The organism is Streptomyces sp. NPDC005004, assembly GCF_053600675.1.
This window is the reverse complement of record NZ_JBSGAH010000013.1, coordinates 212,600-228,894: the sequence shown is the minus strand read 5'-3', so window position 1 is coordinate 228,894 and position 16,295 is coordinate 212,600. Positions and strand designations below refer to the sequence as shown.

Below are 16,295 nucleotides of genomic sequence, written 5' to 3'. Positions count from 1 at the left end.
CGGCCTCCCGGACACGCCGGTCCGGACACGCCAAGGGCGCCCCCCCGGGAAGGGCGCCCTTCGGCGTCGTACCCCGCGACCCCGCTACTGCTGCGCCCCCGGACGCACCAGCCCGCTCTCGTACGCGTACACCGCCGCCTGCACCCGGTCGCGCAGGCCCAGCTTCGTCAGCACATGCCCCACATGGGTCTTCACCGTCGTCTCGCTGACGAACAGATCCGCCGCGATCTCCGCGTTCGACAGCCCGCGCGCCACCAGCTTCAGCACCTCGACCTCACGGTCCGTCAGCGTGTGCAGCGTGTCCCGCACCGGCTCCTCGCCCGAGGGCAGATGCGTCGCGTACTTGTCCAGCAGACGGCGCGTGATGCTCGGCGCCAGCATCGCCTCGCCCGCCGCCACCACCCGGATCGCCTGCACCAGCTCGTTCGCCGGGGCGTCCTTCAGCAGAAAGCCGCTCGCGCCCGCCCGCAGCGCCTCCACCACGTACTCGTCCAGATCGAACGTGGTCAGCACCAGCACCTTCGCCGGACCGTCCCGGCCCGGCCCGGTGATCTGCCGCGTCGCCTCCACCCCGTCCATCCGGGGCATACGGATGTCCATCAGGACCACGTCCGGCTGCAGGGCGCGCACCTGGTCGAGAGCCTGCAGACCGTCACCGGCCTCACCGACGACCGCGATGTCCGGCTCGGCCTCCAGGATCATCCGGAAGCCCGTACGCAGCAGCGGCTGGTCGTCCACCAGCAGGACACGGATCGCCACGTGACAACTCCTTAGCTAGTCGGACCCCATTCTGCCCAACCCGTCGGCCGCGGACTCCGGCGCCCTCACCGGCAGCGGATACGGCGGGGGAGTACCGCCGAACTCCGGGCAGCACGCCTGGTGGTCGCACCAGCCGCACAGCTTCGTCGGCCGGGGCCGCCACTCACCCGTCTCCGTCGCCCGCGAGATCGCCTCCCACAACGCCAGCAGCCGCCGCTCCATCCGCTCCAGATCCCCCGGCACCGGGTCGTACGTCAGCACGTCCCCGCTGCCCAGATACACCAGCTGGAGCCGCCGGGGCACGACCTGCTTCAGCCGCCACACCACCAGCGCGTAGAACTTCATCTGGAACAGCGCGCTCTCGGCGTACTCCGGCCGGGGCGCCTTGCCCGTCTTGTAGTCGACGATCCGCACCTCACCGGTCGGCGCCACGTCCACCCGGTCGATGATCCCGCGCAGCCGCAGCCCCGAATCCAGCTCCGCCTCCACGAACAGCTCACGCTCGGCCGGCTCCAGCCGCGTCGGATCCTCCAGCGTGAACCAGCGCTCCACCAGCCGCTCCGCCTCACCCAGCCAGCGCGCCAGCCGCTCGCCCTCCGGATCGTCCGCGAACAGCTCGCCGACCTCCGGCCTGCTCTCCCGCAGCTTGTCCCACTGCCCGGGCACCAGCGACTTCGCCCGAGGCGCCGTACGCTCACCGGCCGGAGCGTCGAAGAGCCGCTCCAGCACCGCGTGCACCAGCGTGCCCCGCGTCGCCGCCTCACTCGGCTTCTCCGGCAGCCGGTCGATCACCCGGAACCGGTACAGCAGCGGACACTGCATGAAGTCACTCGCCCGCGACGGCGACAGCGACGAGGGAGCCGCCGGAGCACGCCGGGCCACCGCCCCGGAGCCGTCCCCGGCCTGCGCCGGCACGGGCACGGGCGCGCTCGCGGGCACCGCCGCACTCACCGGAGCCGCGCCCTCCACCACGCCCGGCGCCGTCCCCGTGTCCTCACTGCTGCTGTCCATGACCACAGACCATACGGCCCACCACCGACAGCGACCCATTCGCGGCGTGCGTCACCGGCGCGCGGCCGGGGCAAAGACAAGGGGTGCCGAGGCGTACCGCGCCACCCCGGCCGCATACCATCGACCCGAGACCCTTGTGCCCACAGGTGCGAGGACGCTTCGAACGAGGGGACACCGTGGACGTGAGCGGCGGGAACGGGCAGCCGCGGTCCGGCAGCGACGAGCCGGCCGACCGGCCCGAAGCCCCTGTGACCCCCGACCCCGACAACCCGGAACCCGGCCGGGAGACGGACCACGACCCGCACGGCACCGAAGGCGCCGCCCCCGAGGACCACGGCGGCAACCACCGCGAGGACCGCACCCCCGGCGCCGACCCGGGCCACGACCACCGCTCCCTCGCCCACTCCGGCACCGGTACCGGCACCGCCAGGAGCAAGGGCAGGGGCGAGCCGCCCCAGCCCCCCGCCGAACCCGGCGGCGGCATCCTCATGGGCCGCCCGTTCGGCGTACCGGTCTACGTCGCACCGAGCTGGTTCCTCGTCGCCGCCCTCATCACCTGGGTGTTCGGCGGCCAGCTCGACCAGGTCCTGCCCGAACTCGGCGCCCTGCGCTACCTCGTCTCCCTCTTCTTCGCCGTCGCCTTCTACGCCTCGGTCCTCGTCCACGAACTCGCCCACACCGTCGCCGCCCTCCGCTTCAAGCTCCCGGTGCGCCGCATCCAGCTCCAGTTCTTCGGCGGCGTCTCCGAGATCGAGAAGGAGGCCGAGACCCCCGGACGCGAGTTCATCCTCGCCTTCGTCGGACCCCTCCTCTCCCTGATCCTCGCCGGGCTCTTCTACCTCGCCCTCAAACCCGTCCAGCCCGGCACCGTCCCCGGCGTCCTGCTGGCCGGACTGATGATCTCCAACCTGATCGTCGCCATCTTCAACCTGCTCCCCGGCCTGCCCCTCGACGGCGGCCGGATGCTGCGCGCCGTCGTCTGGAAGATCACCGGCAGGCCCATGACCGGCACCGTCGCCGCCGCCTGGGTCGGCCGCGCGCTCGCCCTCAGCGTCCTGATCGGCCTGCCCCTGCTGAACCACTCCGGCCTCTTCGGCGGCGACGCCGACATCAGCAGCATGGACACCGTCACCGACGCCCTGCTCGCCGCCATCCTCGCCGCCATCATCTGGACCGGCGCCGGAAACAGCCTCCGCATGGCCCGGCTGCGCGAACACCTCCCCGAACTGAGCGCCCGCACCCTCACCCGCCGCGCCGTCCCCGTCGAGACCGACACCCCCCTCTCCGAGGCCCTGCGCCGCGCCAACGCCGCCGGAGCCCGCGCCCTGGTCGTCGTCGACGCCGACGGCACCCCCCTCTCCCTCGTCCGCGAGTCCGCCATCGTCGGCGTCCCCGAACACCGCCGCCCCTGGGTCGCCGTCAGCGGCCTCGCCCAAGACATCACCGACGGCATGCGCGTCTCCGCCGAACTCTCCGGCGAAGAACTCCTCGACACCCTCCGCGCCGCCCCCGCCACCGAATACCTCGTCGTCGAGGAGACCGGCGAGATCTACGGCGTCCTGTCCGCGGCGGACGTGGAACGCGCCTTCGTGAAAGCCATGGCAAGACCCGCCTGACAACGCCGCGGGGGCGAACCGGCCCATCCTGGGGGCGCGGGGAACTGCGCGAGTGACCACAGGCGGTCCGCACGTGCGCACCCAACAGCGCCCGCCGCGGCCTCGCAGCCGGTCAAACCCCCGGCAGGGAACCGGTAGGCTGGTCTTATGTCCGAACCGACCGGTGCCGCCCGCAGGCGCGGGCCCTTCAAGGTCGGGGACCAGGTTCAGCTGACCGACCCCAAGGGTCGCCACTACACGTTCACGCTCGAAGCCGGGAAGAACTTCCACACCCACAAGGGCTCCTTCCCGCACGACGAACTGATCGGCGCCCCCGAGGGCAGCGTTGTCCGTACCACCGGCAACGTCGCCTACCTCGCGCTGCGCCCCCTGCTCCCCGACTACGTCCTGTCCATGCCCCGAGGGGCAGCCGTCGTCTACCCGAAGGACGCGGGGCAGATCCTCGCCTTCGCCGACATCTTCCCCGGCGCCCGCGTCGTCGAGGCCGGCGTCGGCTCCGGCTCGCTCAGCAGCTTCCTGCTGCGCGCCATCGGCGACCAGGGCATGCTGCACTCCTACGAGCGCCGCGAGGACTTCGCCGAGATCGCCAAGCAGAACGTGGAGCGCTACTTCGGCGGCGAGCACCCCGCCTGGCAGCTCACCGTCGGCGACCTCCAGGACAACCTGTCCGACACCGACGTCGACCGCGTCATCCTCGACATGCTCGCCCCCTGGGAGTGCCTGGAGGCCGTCTCCAAGGCACTCGTCCCCGGCGGCATCCTCTGCTGCTACGTGGCCACCACCACCCAGCTCGCCCGGACCGTCGAGTCCATCCGGGAGATCGGCTGCTTCAACGAGCCGACCGCCTGGGAGACGATGATCCGCAACTGGCACATCGAGGGCCTGGCCGTCCGCCCGGACCACCGCATGATCGGCCACACCGGCTTCCTGCTCACCGCCCGCCGCCTCGCCGACGGCGTCGAGCCCCCCATGCGCCGCCGCCGCCCCGCCAAGGGCGCCTACGGCGAGGACTACGCGGGACCCAACGCCGACGGCGGCTCCGGCCGCTGACCCGCCCCGCCCCATCCAACGCGAAGGCGCCGTGGCCGAGTTTCCGGATCCCCTCCGGAACTCGGCCACGGCGCCTTCCGCTTGACCCCGCACCAGAAACCACGCCCCCGCACGCACCCCGCCCGCCACCACTGGAAACCGGCCCCCACCCCGCCGTTCCCCCCGCACAGTGACCTGTGGCACCATGCTGGCCACCCCCTCGGCACAGCCCTCACAGGAGACACTCCTAGTGCAGCAATCCGCCGTCCCGGAGCTCGCCCACGCCCACCCCCGTCCCATCCACTGGGTCGGCACCGCAACCGCGGTCGCCGGGGTGATCGCGCTGTGCTCCCTCGTGCAGCCCGGTCCGGCCACCGCCGCCCAGGCGACCCCCGCGACACCCGCGCCCGCGCCCGCCCGCACCACCGCCGCGCCCCCGCCCACCGAGGGCGTCGCCTTCCCGCTTCAGTGCGGCCCGGTCAAGCCCGTGGTCGCCAAGAAGACCACCGGGGACCTCGACGGGGACGGCAACCCGGAGACCGTCGCGGTCGTCCACTGCGACGCCCCCATGGGCACCCCGCCCGACGGCGTCTACGTCCTGACCCACGACGCCGACGGCACCGGCTCCCGCGTCGTCGCCACCCTGGTCGACCCCAAGGACCGCATCACTGTCACCGACCTCGCCCTGCGCGCGCGTACCGTGACCGCCACCCTGCTCGGCTACTCCACCAACGACGTGCCCAGGTGCTGTCCCGACGTGAAGAAGCCCGCCCAGTGGCAGTGGAAGGGCAACGCGTTCATACGCTCGACGCCGACGGCGTCCCACAGCGTCTGACCGCCTCCCCCTCCACCCGCACGCGCACACACGCGCGCGCGTGCCGCCGGCCTCCACCGGTACGCACGCGCGCCTCACCATGCCGGTCCGCCCGGCCCCCGCTCACTCCGCGTCGGGGCCGTACACCTCGACCTTGTCCGAAACGCGGCGTACATGGATGCACGCGCCCGGACACTCCTTCGCCGAGTCCACCACGTCCGTCAGCAACGGCAGCGGCACACCCGTGGTGGCCCCCACCTCCTGGAGCAGCTCGTCGTCGGCGCTCTTCACATAGGCCAGCCCGTCGATGTCCAGCTCGAACACCTCCGGCGCGTACTGGGCGCAGATGCCGTCGCCGGTACACAGGTCCTGGTCGATCCAGACCTCCAGCGCCTCGCCGCCCGGGGCCTCCTGCTGCACGGTCACCTCTCCTGCCGTCGGTTCGCCGGACCACGGTCCGGGGGCGCGCCCCGGCCCGGTCGGTACCGGCCGCTCATGAACACCCCGACCCTACCTCCCGCCCGCTTTTCCCTCCTGTGCGCCGGGGTGCGGGGGTTTCTCCCCGCGCACGGCCGGGACGGCGCACGCGGTCGGACGCCACCGGGCACCGGCGAAATCAAGCCGCCCCGAGCGGTCCCCGATGTCCCCTCGCATCACCCCGGCCACCCTCGTCATCGCTCTGTGTGATCATCGTACGAACTTCCGTACTCCTGCCCAGGAACCGGCCGGACGACCCGCACCGGACAACTCCAGCCACTCCTGAAGGGTCTTGACCACACCCGGCACGGAACAAGCGGCTTCCGAATCACGTTGAGTGGGTATCCCCTCCGTGCGAGAGGGAGCGCACCGGGTGACCGACGACACACCTTGACAGTCTTTGTGATCTAGGGGTTTCAATCGACACCCACCCAGGTAGGGTCTGGAAGCGTCCAGCTCCCCTTGGAGGAGGTGAGGACCGTGGCAGCCCACGACGACGACATGAACCGCGGCATCCGCCCGGGACGAGGGTCCGACGACCCGGCCGGGCAGATCGCTTACCTTGAGCAGGAGATCGCCGTCCTGCGACGCAAGCTCGCCGACTCTCCGCGGCACACGAGGATTCTCGAGGAGCGGATCGTCGAGCTGCAGACCAACCTGGCCGGCGTCTCCGCGCAGAACGAACGCCTGGCCAACACACTCCGTGAGGCCCGCGACCAGATCGTGGCCCTCAAGGAAGAGGTCGACCGGCTCGCCCAGCCCCCCGCAGGCTTCGGAGTCTTCCTCCAGGCCAACGAGGACGGCACCGCCGACATCTTCACCGGCGGCCGCAAACTCCGCGTGAACGTGAGCCCCGGCGTCGAACTCGACGAACTCAGGCGCGGCCAGGAGCTGATGCTCAACGAAGCTCTCAACGTGGTCGAGGCCATGGAGTTCGAGAGCGTCGGCGACATCGTCACCCTCAAGGAGATCCTCGAGGACGGCGAACGCGCCCTGGTGCTGGGCCACACCGACGAGGAACGCGTGGTCCGGCTCGCCGAACCCCTGCTGGGCATCACCATCCGCCCCGGCGACGCCCTCCTGCTCGAACCCCGCTCCGGATACGTCTACGAAGTGGTGCCCAAGAGCGAGGTCGAGGAACTCGTCCTCGAAGAGGTCCCGGACATCGGCTACGAGCAGATCGGCGGCCTCGGCGGCCAGATCGAGGCCATCCGCGACGCGGTCGAGCTGCCGTACCTCTACCCCGACCTGTTCAAGGAGCACGAACTCCGCCCGCCCAAGGGAGTCCTCCTCTACGGACCCCCCGGATGCGGCAAGACGCTCATCGCCAAGGCCGTCGCCAACTCGCTGGCCAAGAAGGTCGCCGAAGTCACCGGACAGGCCGCCGGCAAGAGCTTCTTCCTCAACATCAAGGGCCCCGAACTCCTCAACAAGTACGTGGGCGAGACCGAACGCCAGATCCGGCTCGTCTTCCAGCGAGCCCGCGAGAAGGCCAGCGAGGGCACCCCCGTCATCGTCTTCTTCGACGAGATGGAATCCCTCTTCCGCACCCGCGGCTCCGGCGTCAGCTCGGACGTGGAGAACACCATCGTCCCCCAGCTCCTCGCCGAGATCGACGGTGTGGAGGGCCTGCAGAACGTGGTCGTGATCGGCGCCTCCAACCGCGAGGACATGATCGACCCCGCCATCCTGCGTCCCGGCCGCCTCGACGTGAAGATCAAGATCGAGCGCCCGGACGCCGAAGCCGCCAAGGACATCTTCGGCAAGTACCTCACCGAGCGCCTCCCGCTGCACGCCGACGACCTCGGCGAGCACGGCGGCGACAAGGCGACCACCGTCCAGAGCATGATCCAGACGGCGGTCGAGCAGATGTACGCCGAATCCGAGGAAAACCGCTTCCTGGAAGTCACCTACGCCAATGGCGACAAGGAAGTCCTGTACTTCAAGGACTTCAATTCCGGCGCCATGATCGAGAACATCGTGGGCCGCGCCAAGAAGATGGCGATCAAGGACTTCCTCGAAAAGACCCAGAAGGGCCTCCGCGTCTCCCATCTCCTCCAGGCCTGCGTGGACGAGTTCAAGGAGAACGAGGACCTGCCCAACACCACCAACCCGGACGACTGGGCACGCATCTCCGGAAAGAAGGGCGAGCGGATCGTCTACATCCGCACCCTCATCACCGGAAAGCAGGGCGCGGACACCGGACGCTCCATCGACACGGTGGCGAACACCGGTCAGTACCTGTAAAAAGGCCGGCCGGCTGCGGGTGCCCCACGGCGGGCACCCGCAGCCGCCTGCTTTCCGGACCGCCACCGCAGCAGGCAAAGACGCAAATGATCTCCACACCAGCGCAAAGGCGTTCTAGGCTCTTTCCTACCGCCGAGTCGCGCAGTGCGGGGACGGGCACCGCACACGCACCGGAGCGCCAGCGGTACGCGAGCGGCGCCCACCACCGAGGGCGCCGCCGGGCAAGGAGGGCCGCATGACCGTACGGCGAGTAATGGGCATCGAGACGGAGTACGGCATCTCCGTCCCCGGCCACCCCAACGCCAATGCCATGCTCACCTCGTCCCAGATCGTCAACGCCTACGCGGCGGCGATGCACCGGGCCCGCCGGGCCCGCTGGGACTTCGAGGAGGAGAACCCGCTGCGCGACGCGCGAGGCTTCGACCTCGCCCGGGAGGCCGCCGACTCCAGCCAGCTCACCGACGAGGACATCGGCCTCGCCAACGTCATCCTCACCAACGGCGCCCGGCTCTACGTCGACCACGCCCACCCCGAGTACAGCTCCCCCGAGGTCACCAACCCGCGCGACGCCGTCCTCTGGGACAAGGCGGGCGAGCGCATCATGGCCGAGGCCGCCGAGCGGGCCGCCGCGCTGCCCGGCGCCCAGCCCATCCACCTCTACAAGAACAACACCGATAACAAGGGCGCCTCCTACGGCACGCACGAGAACTACCTGATGAAGCGGGAGACCGCCTTCTCGGACATCGTGCGCCACCTGACGCCCTTCTTCGTCTCCCGCCAGGTCTTCGCGGGCGCCGGACGCGTCGGCATCGGGCAGGACGGCCACGAACACGGCTTCCAGCTCAGCCAGCGCGCCGACTACTTCGAGGTCGAGGTCGGTCTGGAGACCACCCTCAAGCGACCCATCATCAACACCCGTGACGAACCCCACGCGGACGCGGAGAAGTACCGCCGGCTGCACGTGATCATCGGCGACGCCAACCTCTCCGAGATCTCGACCTACCTCAAGCTCGGCACCACGGCGCTGGTCCTCTCCATGATCGAGGACGGCTTCATCGCGGTGGACCTCGCCGTCGACCAGCCCGTACGCACGCTCCACCAGGTCTCGCACGACCCCTCGCTCAAGCACCTCGTCACCCTGCGCAGCGGCCGCACGCTCACCGCGGTCCAGCTTCAGATGGAGTACTTCGAGCTGTCGCGCAAGTACGTCGAGGAGCGCTACGGCGCCGACGCCGACGACCAGACCAAGGACGTCCTCGCCCGCTGGGAGGACACCCTCACCCGGCTCGAGAACGACCCGATGAGCCTGGCCGGCGAGCTGGACTGGGTCGCCAAGCGGGAGCTGATGGAGGGCTACCGCCGCCGCGACAGCCTCGACTGGGACGCCGCCCGGCTCCACCTGGTCGACCTCCAGTACGCCGACGTGCGCCCCGAGAAGGGCCTGTACAACCGGCTGGCGGCCCGGGGACGCATGAAGCGCCTCCTGACCGACGACGACGTCGAGCGGGCGCGTACGGCGCCGCCGGAGGACACCCGGGCGTACTTCCGCGGGCGGTGCCTGGAGCAGTACGCGGACGATGTCGCCGCGGCGTCCTGGGACTCGGTCATCTTCGACCTTCCGGGCCGCGACTCGCTCCAGCGGGTGCCGACCCTGGAACCGCTTCGCGGAACGCGAAATCACGTCAAGGAGCTGCTGGACCGCTGCCGCACGGCGGACGAGCTGGTCAGGGTGCTCTCCGGCAATTGAAACCCCTGCTTGGGGCATGGATTGGGTTCTTTTCGCAGGGTGGAAAACCCGGCGTCAGGGAATCATCGAGATGGCCCCCGTACGTTCCCTGAACTACGGGGCCGATGTCGGACCCGGCTTGTAGGGTCTGATCATCACCGAACGGCGAACTGAGCGGGGTGAGGGTTATGGCGACCAAGGACACCGGCGGCGGCCAGCAGAAGGCCACACGCTCCACCGAAGAGGTCGAGGAGCAGACGCAGGACGCACAGGGCTCCGAGGACCTCAAGGAGCGCCAGGAAAAGCTGAGCGACGACGTGGACTCCGTCCTCGACGAAATCGATGATGTGCTCGAAGAGAATGCCGAGGACTTCGTGAGGTCCTTCGTTCAGAAGGGTGGAGAGTGATCTCGCCTTTGGATCGAAGGTGAGGTTCGGGAGTCACGGTGAATCAAGAGGTGGGGGAGCGGCGCTGTTCGCGGTGCAAGCGTTTTCTCTCCAGGGATGCGTTCGCCGGCAACAGGGCCATGCCCGACGGCCTCCAGGCGTATTGCCGGGAGTGCTCTGCCGAGTACTACCGGCAGCGCCAGGAGGCCAAGGGCAAGAAAGTGCGGGAGAAGGTACCAGTTCCCCCGGGACACAAGCGATGCCCGCAGTGCACCGTCGTGAAGCCTCATTCGGATTGGGAGCGCAACAAATCCTCGTCCGACGGCTGGTCCAGCTACTGCCGTTCGTGCCGCGCCAGGCGCAACGAGGAAAGTCGCCTCAAGCGTCAGTACGGTCTCACCCTGGCCGAACGGGACGCCATGATCGCCTCGCAGCGGGGGCTCTGTGTGATCTGTCTGAACGCCCCCGCCGCACATGTGGATCACTGCCACAGGACGGGTAGGGTCCGTGGCGTACTGTGCTTCAACTGCAATTCGGCCATTGGCAAGCTGGGGGACGACCCCGAGGCCGTACGCCGGGCCGCCGCCTATCTGGAAGGAATCTCGTGGAAGCCAATACTCGTGGCACCGGGCGTCTACCAGCTCCCTTCCTGACGCCGGGGTCCTCCTCGTTCATGGACTTTCTCGCCGACCACCAGCCCGAGCTGCTGCCCGGCAAGCGGACGTTGCCGCCCACGCAGGGGGTGATCGAGGCTCCGCACGGGACGACCATCGTGGCCGTGACGTTCCCGGGGGGTGTCGTGCTGGCCGGTGACCGCCGGGCCACCATGGGCAACGTCATCGCGCAGCGGGACATCGAGAAGGTGTTCCCGGCGGACGAGTACTCGGCCGTCGGTATCGCCGGCACAGCCGGTCTCGCCGTGGAGATGGTGAAGCTCTTCCAGCTGGAGCTGGAGCACTTCGAGAAGGTCGAGGGCGCCCAGTTGTCGCTGGAGGGCAAGGCGAACCGCCTGTCGACGATGATCCGCTCCAACCTGGGCATGGCCATGCAGGGCCTGGCCGTGGTCCCGCTCTTCGCGGGGTACGACCTGGACCGGGAGAAGGGCCGCATCTTCTCCTACGACGTCACCGGCGGCCGCTCCGAGGAGCACAACTTCGCGGCGACGGGCTCCGGCTCGGTCTTCGCGCGGGGTGCGATGAAGAAGCTGTTCCGGGACGACCTGACCGAGGAGCAGGCCACCACCCTGGTCGTGCAGGCGCTGTACGACGCTGCCGACGACGACTCGGCGACCGGTGGTCCCGACGTCGCCCGCCGGATCTACCCGATCATCACCGTGATCACGGACGACGGTTTCCGCAGGCTGACCGAGGAGGAGGCGTCGGAGATCTCCCGCGCGGTGCTCCAGCGGCGTCTCGAGGAGCCGGACGGCCCGCGGGCCGCGTTGCTCTGAGCGCGGGCCGGGGTTCTCCCGGCCGGTCTTCTTCATCCGAGGTGATCCAGTGACCATGACAGAAAGGGACGGATAACCGGTGTCGACGCCGTTCTATGTCTCACCCCAGCAGGCCATGGCGGACCGCGCGGAGTACGCCCGCAAGGGCATCGCGCGCGGTCGCAGCCTGGTGGTCATGCAGTACGCCGACGGCATCGTGTTCGTCGGTGAGAACCCGTCCCGTGCGCTGCACAAGTTCAGCGAGATCTACGACCGGATCGGCTTCGCGGCCGCCGGCAAGTACAACGAGTACGAGAACCTGCGCATCGGCGGTGTGCGCTACGCGGATCTGCGTGGTTACACCTACGACCGCGACGACGTGACCGCGCGCGGTCTGGCGAACGTGTACGCGCAGACGCTGGGCACGATCTTCTCCTCGGCGGCCGAGAAGCCGTACGAGGTGGAGCTGGTGGTGGCGGAGGTCGGTGAGACGCCGGACGGCGATCAGATCTACCGGCTGCCGCACGACGGTTCCATCGTGGACGAGCACGGTTCGGTCGCGGTGGGCGGCAACGCGGAGCAGATCAGCACCTTCCTGGATCAGCGGCACCGGGACGGGATGACGCTGGCGGAGGCGCTGAAGCTGGCGGTGCAGGCGCTGTCGCGGGACACCAATGGCAGCGAGCGGGAGATCCCGGCCGAGCGCCTCGAGGTGGCGGTGCTGGACCGTACGCGTCCGCAGAAGCGGAAGTTCAAGCGGATCGTGGGCCGTCAGCTCGGTCGTCTGCTGGCGGGGGACGGTGCGTCGACGCTGTCGAAGAGCGCGGAGGACGACTCCGACGAGGAGTGAGGTTCCCGCGACCTCCAGGTGTGCGAGGCGGGTGTGCCCCGGCCGGTTCTCCGGCCGGGGTTTTCCGTGTTTCCGGGCACCGGTTGCCGGGCGTCGGCGGCTAGGCGCCTCTGGCGGGGCCCGTGGAGCCTCGTACGACGAGCTGGACGGGGATGTCCCCGTCGATGGGTGCGCGGCCGTCCAGGACGGCCAGGAGGGCTTCCATGCCGCGTTCGCCGAAGAGTTCGGCGTCGAGGCGGACGGTGGTGAGTTCGGGGTCGATGGCGGTGGCGAGGGCGAGGTCGTCGAGGCCGGTGACGGAGATGTCGTCGGGGACGCGCAGTCCGAGGCGGCGCAGGGCTTTGTAGGCGCCGGCGGCGAGTTTGTCGTCGTCGCAGACGACGGCGGTGGGGCGGGGTCCTGGCGCGGTGAGGGCGGCTTCGGTGGCGGCGCGGGCGCCTTCGATGGTGATGGGGGCGGTGGCGGTGCGCAGGCGGGTGCCGGGTACGGCGGCGAGGCGGTCGGCGAGTTCGCGGGCGCGGGCGCGGAAGGTCCAGGAGGGGATGTCGGCGGCGAGGTGGAGGACGTGGCGGTGGCCGAGGCCGAGGAGGTGTTCGGCGACCTGGCGGACTCCGTCGGCGATGTCGAGGTTGACGGTGGCGGCGCCGAGGCTGCCGTGGGGGTCGCTGTCGAGCATGACGAGGGGGAGTTGGTCGCCGCGGATGGCGGTGAGGGCGTCGGCGGCCATGGAGGAGGCGATGACGCCGTCGAGGGCGGCTTCGGCGGAGGCGAAGGGGTCGCGGGCGGGGCCGACGCCTTCGGGGGAGGGGTAGAGGACGACGCCGAAGCCGTGGGCGGCGGCGACGCGGGCGGCGCCGGTGTAGACGCCGGCGAAGAATTCGGTGGTGAGGGCGGGGACGACGAGGAGGACGGTGCGGGTGCTGCCGAGGCGGAGGTTGCGGGCGGCGAGGTTGGGGCGGTAGCCGAGGGTGCGGGCGGCTTCGCGGACGCGTTCCGCGGTGGTCTCGGAGACGCGGCCGCGCCATTTGTTGCCGAGGACGAGGGAGACGGCGGCCTGGGAGACTCCGGCTGCCTGGGCCACGTCACGGCTGGTCGGGCGCGTGCTGCTGCTGCGTGCCACCGTGGGCCTGCTCCTTCGTGTGGACGGGTGAACAGCGCACATGGTACGTATGAATGCGTTAGTTATACGTAACACTTCGGAGGCGTCGAGGCGGCCCGGAGGGGCTTGGGTGAAGGGCTGCACATGGCGACGGGGTATCTGGAGATCCTGCGGGCGAAACACGCGATGCGGCTGCTGACCGGCACGCTGGTGGGCCGGCTGCCCAACGCGGTGGCGTCGATCGCGCTGTTGCTGTTCGTGCGGGCCGAGGGGGGTTCGTACAGCCTGGCGGGGGCGCTGGCGGCGGTGTACGGGGTGGCGAACGCGGTGGGGCAGCCGCTGCTCGGCCGTCTGGTGGATCTCTACGGCCAGCCCCGGGTGCAGTTGCCTGCGGCGGTGCTGTCGGCGCTGGCGATGGCGGGGTTCGCCTTCGCGGGCATCGGTCCGCTGCCGCAGGCGTACGTCCTGGTGGCGGCGTCGGGGCTGTTCACGCCGCCGCTGGAGGGCGGGCTGCGGGCGCTGTGGCCCTCGGTGCTGCGCCGGGAGGACCAGGTGCACACGGCGTACGCGCTGGACGCGGTGGCGCAGGAGGTCATGTTCACGGCGGGTCCGTTGCTGGTGACGTTGTGCGTGTCGCTGTGGTCGGAGCGGGCGGCGCTGCTGGTGCTGAACGGGCTGGGTGTGCTCGGGGCGCTGTCGGTGGTGCTCTCGCGGCCGTCGCGGGAGTGGCGTTCGGAGCCGAGGGAGGCGCACTGGCTGGGCGCGCTCCGCTCGCCGGGGCTGCTGGCGCTGCTGGCGGCGTTCTTGTTCGTGGGTATCGCGATGGGGTCGATCGCGGTGGCGGCGGTGTCGTACGCGGACGGTCACGGGGGTGACGCGGTGTACGGCTGGATGATGGCGGGGGTCGGTCTGGGCGCGCTGGCCGGGGGCACGGTGTACGGGGCGCGGCGCTGGGCGGGGGCGCCGGAGCGGCGGCTGCGGGTGCTGGTGGCGCTGCTGGCGGTGTGTTACGTGCCGCTGACGCTGATGCCGGGTCCGGTGCCGATGGTGCTGCTGTCGGTGCTTGCGGGGGTGTTCCTGGCGCCGTGCATCGCGTGCGCGTTCGTGATCGTGGACCGACATGCTCCGGCGGGGACGGTCACGGAGGCTTTCTCGTGGCTGGTGACGACGTTCGTGGTGGGTGCGTCGGTGGGTACGGGGCTGGCCGGTCCTGTGGTGGAGGCGGGCGGGGCGCTGTGGGGTTTCGCGCTGCCGAGTGTGGCGGGGGCCGTGTCGTTGCTGGTCCTGCTGGCCACGGGGCGGGTGCTGACGGCCCCTGCGGGGGGCGGGGTCGTGGTGGTGTCCTCGGAAAATGATCCGAATCGTGCTGCCCAACCCCGTTTCAGTTCAGGGGATCGGGCGTAATGTTCATGCATGGACCGCCGCATTTTCGGGCTGGAGAACGAGTACGGCGTCACGTGCACGTTCAGGGGACAGCGGCGTCTGTCTCCTGACGAGGTGGCGCGGTACCTCTTCCGCCGTGTCGTGTCATGGGGTCGCAGCAGCAATGTCTTTCTGCGAAACGGCGCCCGGCTGTATCTCGACGTGGGCTCACATCCGGAATACGCGACACCCGAGTGTGACAATGTGACCGAGCTGGTCACTCACGACAAGGCCGGCGAGCGCATTCTCGAAGGACTCCTGGTGGACGCGGAACGACGCCTGCACGAGGAGGGAATCGCGGGCGACGTCTACCTTTTCAAGAACAACACCGACTCGGCGGGCAATTCGTACGGGTGCCACGAGAACTATCTGGTGGCCCGGCACGGTGAGTTCTCCCGCCTCGCGGACATTCTCATCCCGTTCCTGGTGACGAGGCAGTTGCTGTGCGGTGCGGGCAAGGTGCTCCAGACGCCGCGGGGCGCGGTGTACTGCGTCAGCCAGCGCGCGGAGCACATCTGGGAGGGCGTGTCGTCGGCGACGACGCGTTCGCGGCCCATCATCAACACACGCGACGAGCCGCACGCGGACGCCGAGCGCTACCGGCGTCTGCATGTCATCGTGGGCGACTCGAACATGTCCGAGACGACCATGCTGCTCAAGGTGGGCGCCACGGACCTGGTGCTGCGCATGATCGAGGCGGGCACCGTGATGCGCGACCTCACCCTGGAGAACCCGATCCGGGCGATCCGCGAGGTGAGTCACGACATCACCGGGCGGCGCAAGGTGCGCCTGGCCAGCGGCCGCGAGGCGTCCGCGCTGGAGGTGCAGCGCGAGTACTTCGACAAGGCGGTCGACTTCTGCGACCGGCGGGGCATCCGTACGGGCACGGTGGCGCAGGTCCTGGAGTTGTGGGGCCGCACGCTGGACGCGATCGAGACCGAGGAGCTCGACCGGATCGGTACCGAGATCGACTGGGTGATGAAGTACAAGCTCATCGAGCGGTACCGCGAGAAGCACAACATGACGATGTCGCATCCGCGGGTCGCGCAGATAGACCTCGCGTATCACGACATTCACCGTCGTCGTGGGCTGTACTACCTGCTGGAGCGGAAGGGGCAGGCGGCGCGGATCTGCAACGACCTGAAGATCTTCGAGGGCAAGTCGGTGCCGCCGCAGACGACTCGGGCGCGCCTTCGTGGTGACTTCATCCGGCGCGCGCAGGAGCAGCGCCGGGACTTCACGGTGGACTGGGTGCATCTGAAGCTCAACGACCAGGCGCAGCGCACCGTGTTGTGCAAGGACCCGTTCCGTTCGGTGGACGACCGGGTGGAGAAGCTGATCGCGGGAATGTAGTGCCTCCGCGTGAAGGGTGGTTTTCCGTGGGTGTCTGACGGATCGCCACACGGGCGCCGTACGTTTCCCGTACGGCG

The 16,295-nt window shown here is 69.8% G+C and carries 15 protein-coding genes; 11 read left to right on the top strand and 4 right to left on the bottom strand.

Translation table 11 applies throughout. The annotated features are described in order from the left end of the window. Positions 1-84 precede the first annotated feature (84 nt). Both ACWEEU_RS20770 and ACWEEU_RS20765 read right to left on the bottom strand, forming a co-directional pair. The gene (locus ACWEEU_RS20770; protein WP_199585922.1) at positions 85-759 is read right to left on the bottom strand and encodes a response regulator; all 675 of its coding nucleotides are present in this window, start codon (positions 757-759) and stop codon (positions 85-87) included. Between the two features lie 15 nt (positions 760-774). After that, a complete protein-coding gene (locus tag ACWEEU_RS20765) occupies positions 775-1,770 on the bottom strand; it encodes a RecB family exonuclease (RefSeq protein WP_385747875.1) in 996 nt (331 codons plus the stop codon). A 176-nt stretch (positions 1,771-1,946) separates the two neighbouring features. Here ACWEEU_RS20765 and ACWEEU_RS20760 point away from each other — a divergent pair, with 176 nt between their 5' ends. The 3 genes from ACWEEU_RS20760 (at position 1,947) to ACWEEU_RS20750 (ending at position 5,250) form a co-directional block, all read left to right on the top strand. Beyond that, entirely contained in the window at positions 1,947-3,386 is a 1,440-nt protein-coding gene (locus ACWEEU_RS20760) for a site-2 protease family protein (protein ID WP_451734097.1), read from the top strand. Positions 3,387-3,533: 147 nt separating this feature from the next. Next, complete coding sequence (locus ACWEEU_RS20755; protein ID WP_018549169.1) at positions 3,534-4,436, top strand: tRNA (adenine-N1)-methyltransferase; 903 nt, start codon at positions 3,534-3,536, stop codon at positions 4,434-4,436. A 229-nt stretch (positions 4,437-4,665) separates the two neighbouring features. After that, positions 4,666-5,250 carry a hypothetical protein gene (locus ACWEEU_RS20750; protein ID WP_385751436.1) on the top strand — a complete coding sequence of 195 codons (585 nt, stop codon included), beginning with the start codon at positions 4,666-4,668 and terminating at the stop codon, positions 5,248-5,250. A 102-nt stretch (positions 5,251-5,352) separates the two neighbouring features. On the opposite strand, the gene ACWEEU_RS20745 is transcribed toward ACWEEU_RS20750, so the two are convergent. After that, on the bottom strand, positions 5,353-5,655 hold the full coding sequence (locus ACWEEU_RS20745; RefSeq protein ID WP_385751434.1) for a ferredoxin: 303 nt from the start codon (positions 5,653-5,655) through the stop codon (positions 5,353-5,355). Between the two features lie 531 nt (positions 5,656-6,186). Here ACWEEU_RS20745 and arc point away from each other — a divergent pair. The 6 genes from arc to prcA all read left to right on the top strand — a co-directional run bounded on the left by arc (position 6,187) and on the right by prcA (position 12,344). Next, entirely contained in the window at positions 6,187-7,953 is a 1,767-nt protein-coding gene (gene arc, locus ACWEEU_RS20740) for a proteasome ATPase (protein ID WP_385751432.1), read from the top strand. A gap of 235 nt (positions 7,954-8,188) precedes the next feature. Next, a complete protein-coding gene (gene dop / locus ACWEEU_RS20735) occupies positions 8,189-9,700 on the top strand; it encodes a depupylase/deamidase Dop (protein ID WP_451734094.1) in 1,512 nt (503 codons plus the stop codon). A 167-nt stretch (positions 9,701-9,867) separates the two neighbouring features. Beyond that, positions 9,868-10,086 (top strand): ubiquitin-like protein Pup, encoded by a 219-nt coding sequence (locus tag ACWEEU_RS20730; RefSeq protein ID WP_161182296.1) that lies wholly within the window; start codon positions 9,868-9,870, stop codon positions 10,084-10,086. Positions 10,087-10,124: 38 nt separating this feature from the next. Next, positions 10,125-10,718, top strand: a complete 594-nt coding sequence (locus ACWEEU_RS20725) for an endonuclease VII domain-containing protein (RefSeq protein WP_385750677.1) — start codon at positions 10,125-10,127, stop codon at positions 10,716-10,718. Beyond that, positions 10,670-11,515: a proteasome subunit beta gene (gene prcB / locus ACWEEU_RS20720; protein ID WP_385750680.1), complete on the top strand. Its 846-nt coding sequence runs from the start codon at positions 10,670-10,672 to the stop codon at positions 11,513-11,515. The genes ACWEEU_RS20725 and prcB overlap by 49 nt, the downstream gene beginning before the upstream one ends. A gap of 79 nt (positions 11,516-11,594) precedes the next feature. After that, positions 11,595-12,344, top strand: a complete 750-nt coding sequence (gene prcA / locus ACWEEU_RS20715; protein ID WP_385750683.1) for a proteasome subunit alpha — start codon at positions 11,595-11,597, stop codon at positions 12,342-12,344. 100 nt (positions 12,345-12,444) lie between these two features. Here prcA and ACWEEU_RS20710 read toward each other — a convergent pair whose 3' ends face one another. Then, positions 12,445-13,506, bottom strand: a complete 1,062-nt coding sequence (locus ACWEEU_RS20710; RefSeq protein WP_451734091.1) for a LacI family DNA-binding transcriptional regulator — start codon at positions 13,504-13,506, stop codon at positions 12,445-12,447. A gap of 81 nt (positions 13,507-13,587) precedes the next feature. Between ACWEEU_RS20710 and ACWEEU_RS20705 the strand changes: the two genes are divergently transcribed. Together ACWEEU_RS20705 and pafA are read left to right on the top strand one after the other, a co-directional pair. Then, positions 13,588-14,847 (top strand): MFS transporter, encoded by a 1,260-nt coding sequence (locus ACWEEU_RS20705; protein WP_451734089.1) that lies wholly within the window; start codon positions 13,588-13,590, stop codon positions 14,845-14,847. A gap of 9 nt (positions 14,848-14,856) precedes the next feature. Further along, positions 14,857-16,218, top strand: coding sequence for a Pup--protein ligase (gene pafA, locus ACWEEU_RS20700; protein WP_161182302.1), 1,362 nt, complete (start codon positions 14,857-14,859; stop codon positions 16,216-16,218). Positions 16,219-16,295 lie beyond the last annotated feature (77 nt).

What these genes read in the sequence shown, in the direction of transcription:
- dop (WP_451734094.1), top strand. Translation starts at nt 8,189, where the DNA reads ATGACCGTACGGCGAGTAATGGGCATCGAGACGGAGTACGGCATCTCC.
- ACWEEU_RS20730 (WP_161182296.1), top strand. Translation starts at nt 9,868, where the DNA reads ATGGCGACCAAGGACACCGGCGGCGGCCAGCAGAAGGCCACACGCTCC.
- ACWEEU_RS20755 (WP_018549169.1), top strand. Translation starts at nt 3,534, where the DNA reads ATGTCCGAACCGACCGGTGCCGCCCGCAGGCGCGGGCCCTTCAAGGTC.
- ACWEEU_RS20705 (WP_451734089.1), top strand. Translation starts at nt 13,588, where the DNA reads ATGGCGACGGGGTATCTGGAGATCCTGCGGGCGAAACACGCGATGCGG.
- pafA (WP_161182302.1), top strand. Translation starts at nt 14,857, where the DNA reads ATGGACCGCCGCATTTTCGGGCTGGAGAACGAGTACGGCGTCACGTGC.
- ACWEEU_RS20710 (WP_451734091.1), bottom strand. Translation starts at nt 13,506, where the DNA reads ATGTGCGCTGTTCACCCGTCCACACGAAGGAGCAGGCCCACGGTGGCA.
- ACWEEU_RS20765 (WP_385747875.1), bottom strand. Translation starts at nt 1,770, where the DNA reads ATGGACAGCAGCAGTGAGGACACGGGGACGGCGCCGGGCGTGGTGGAG.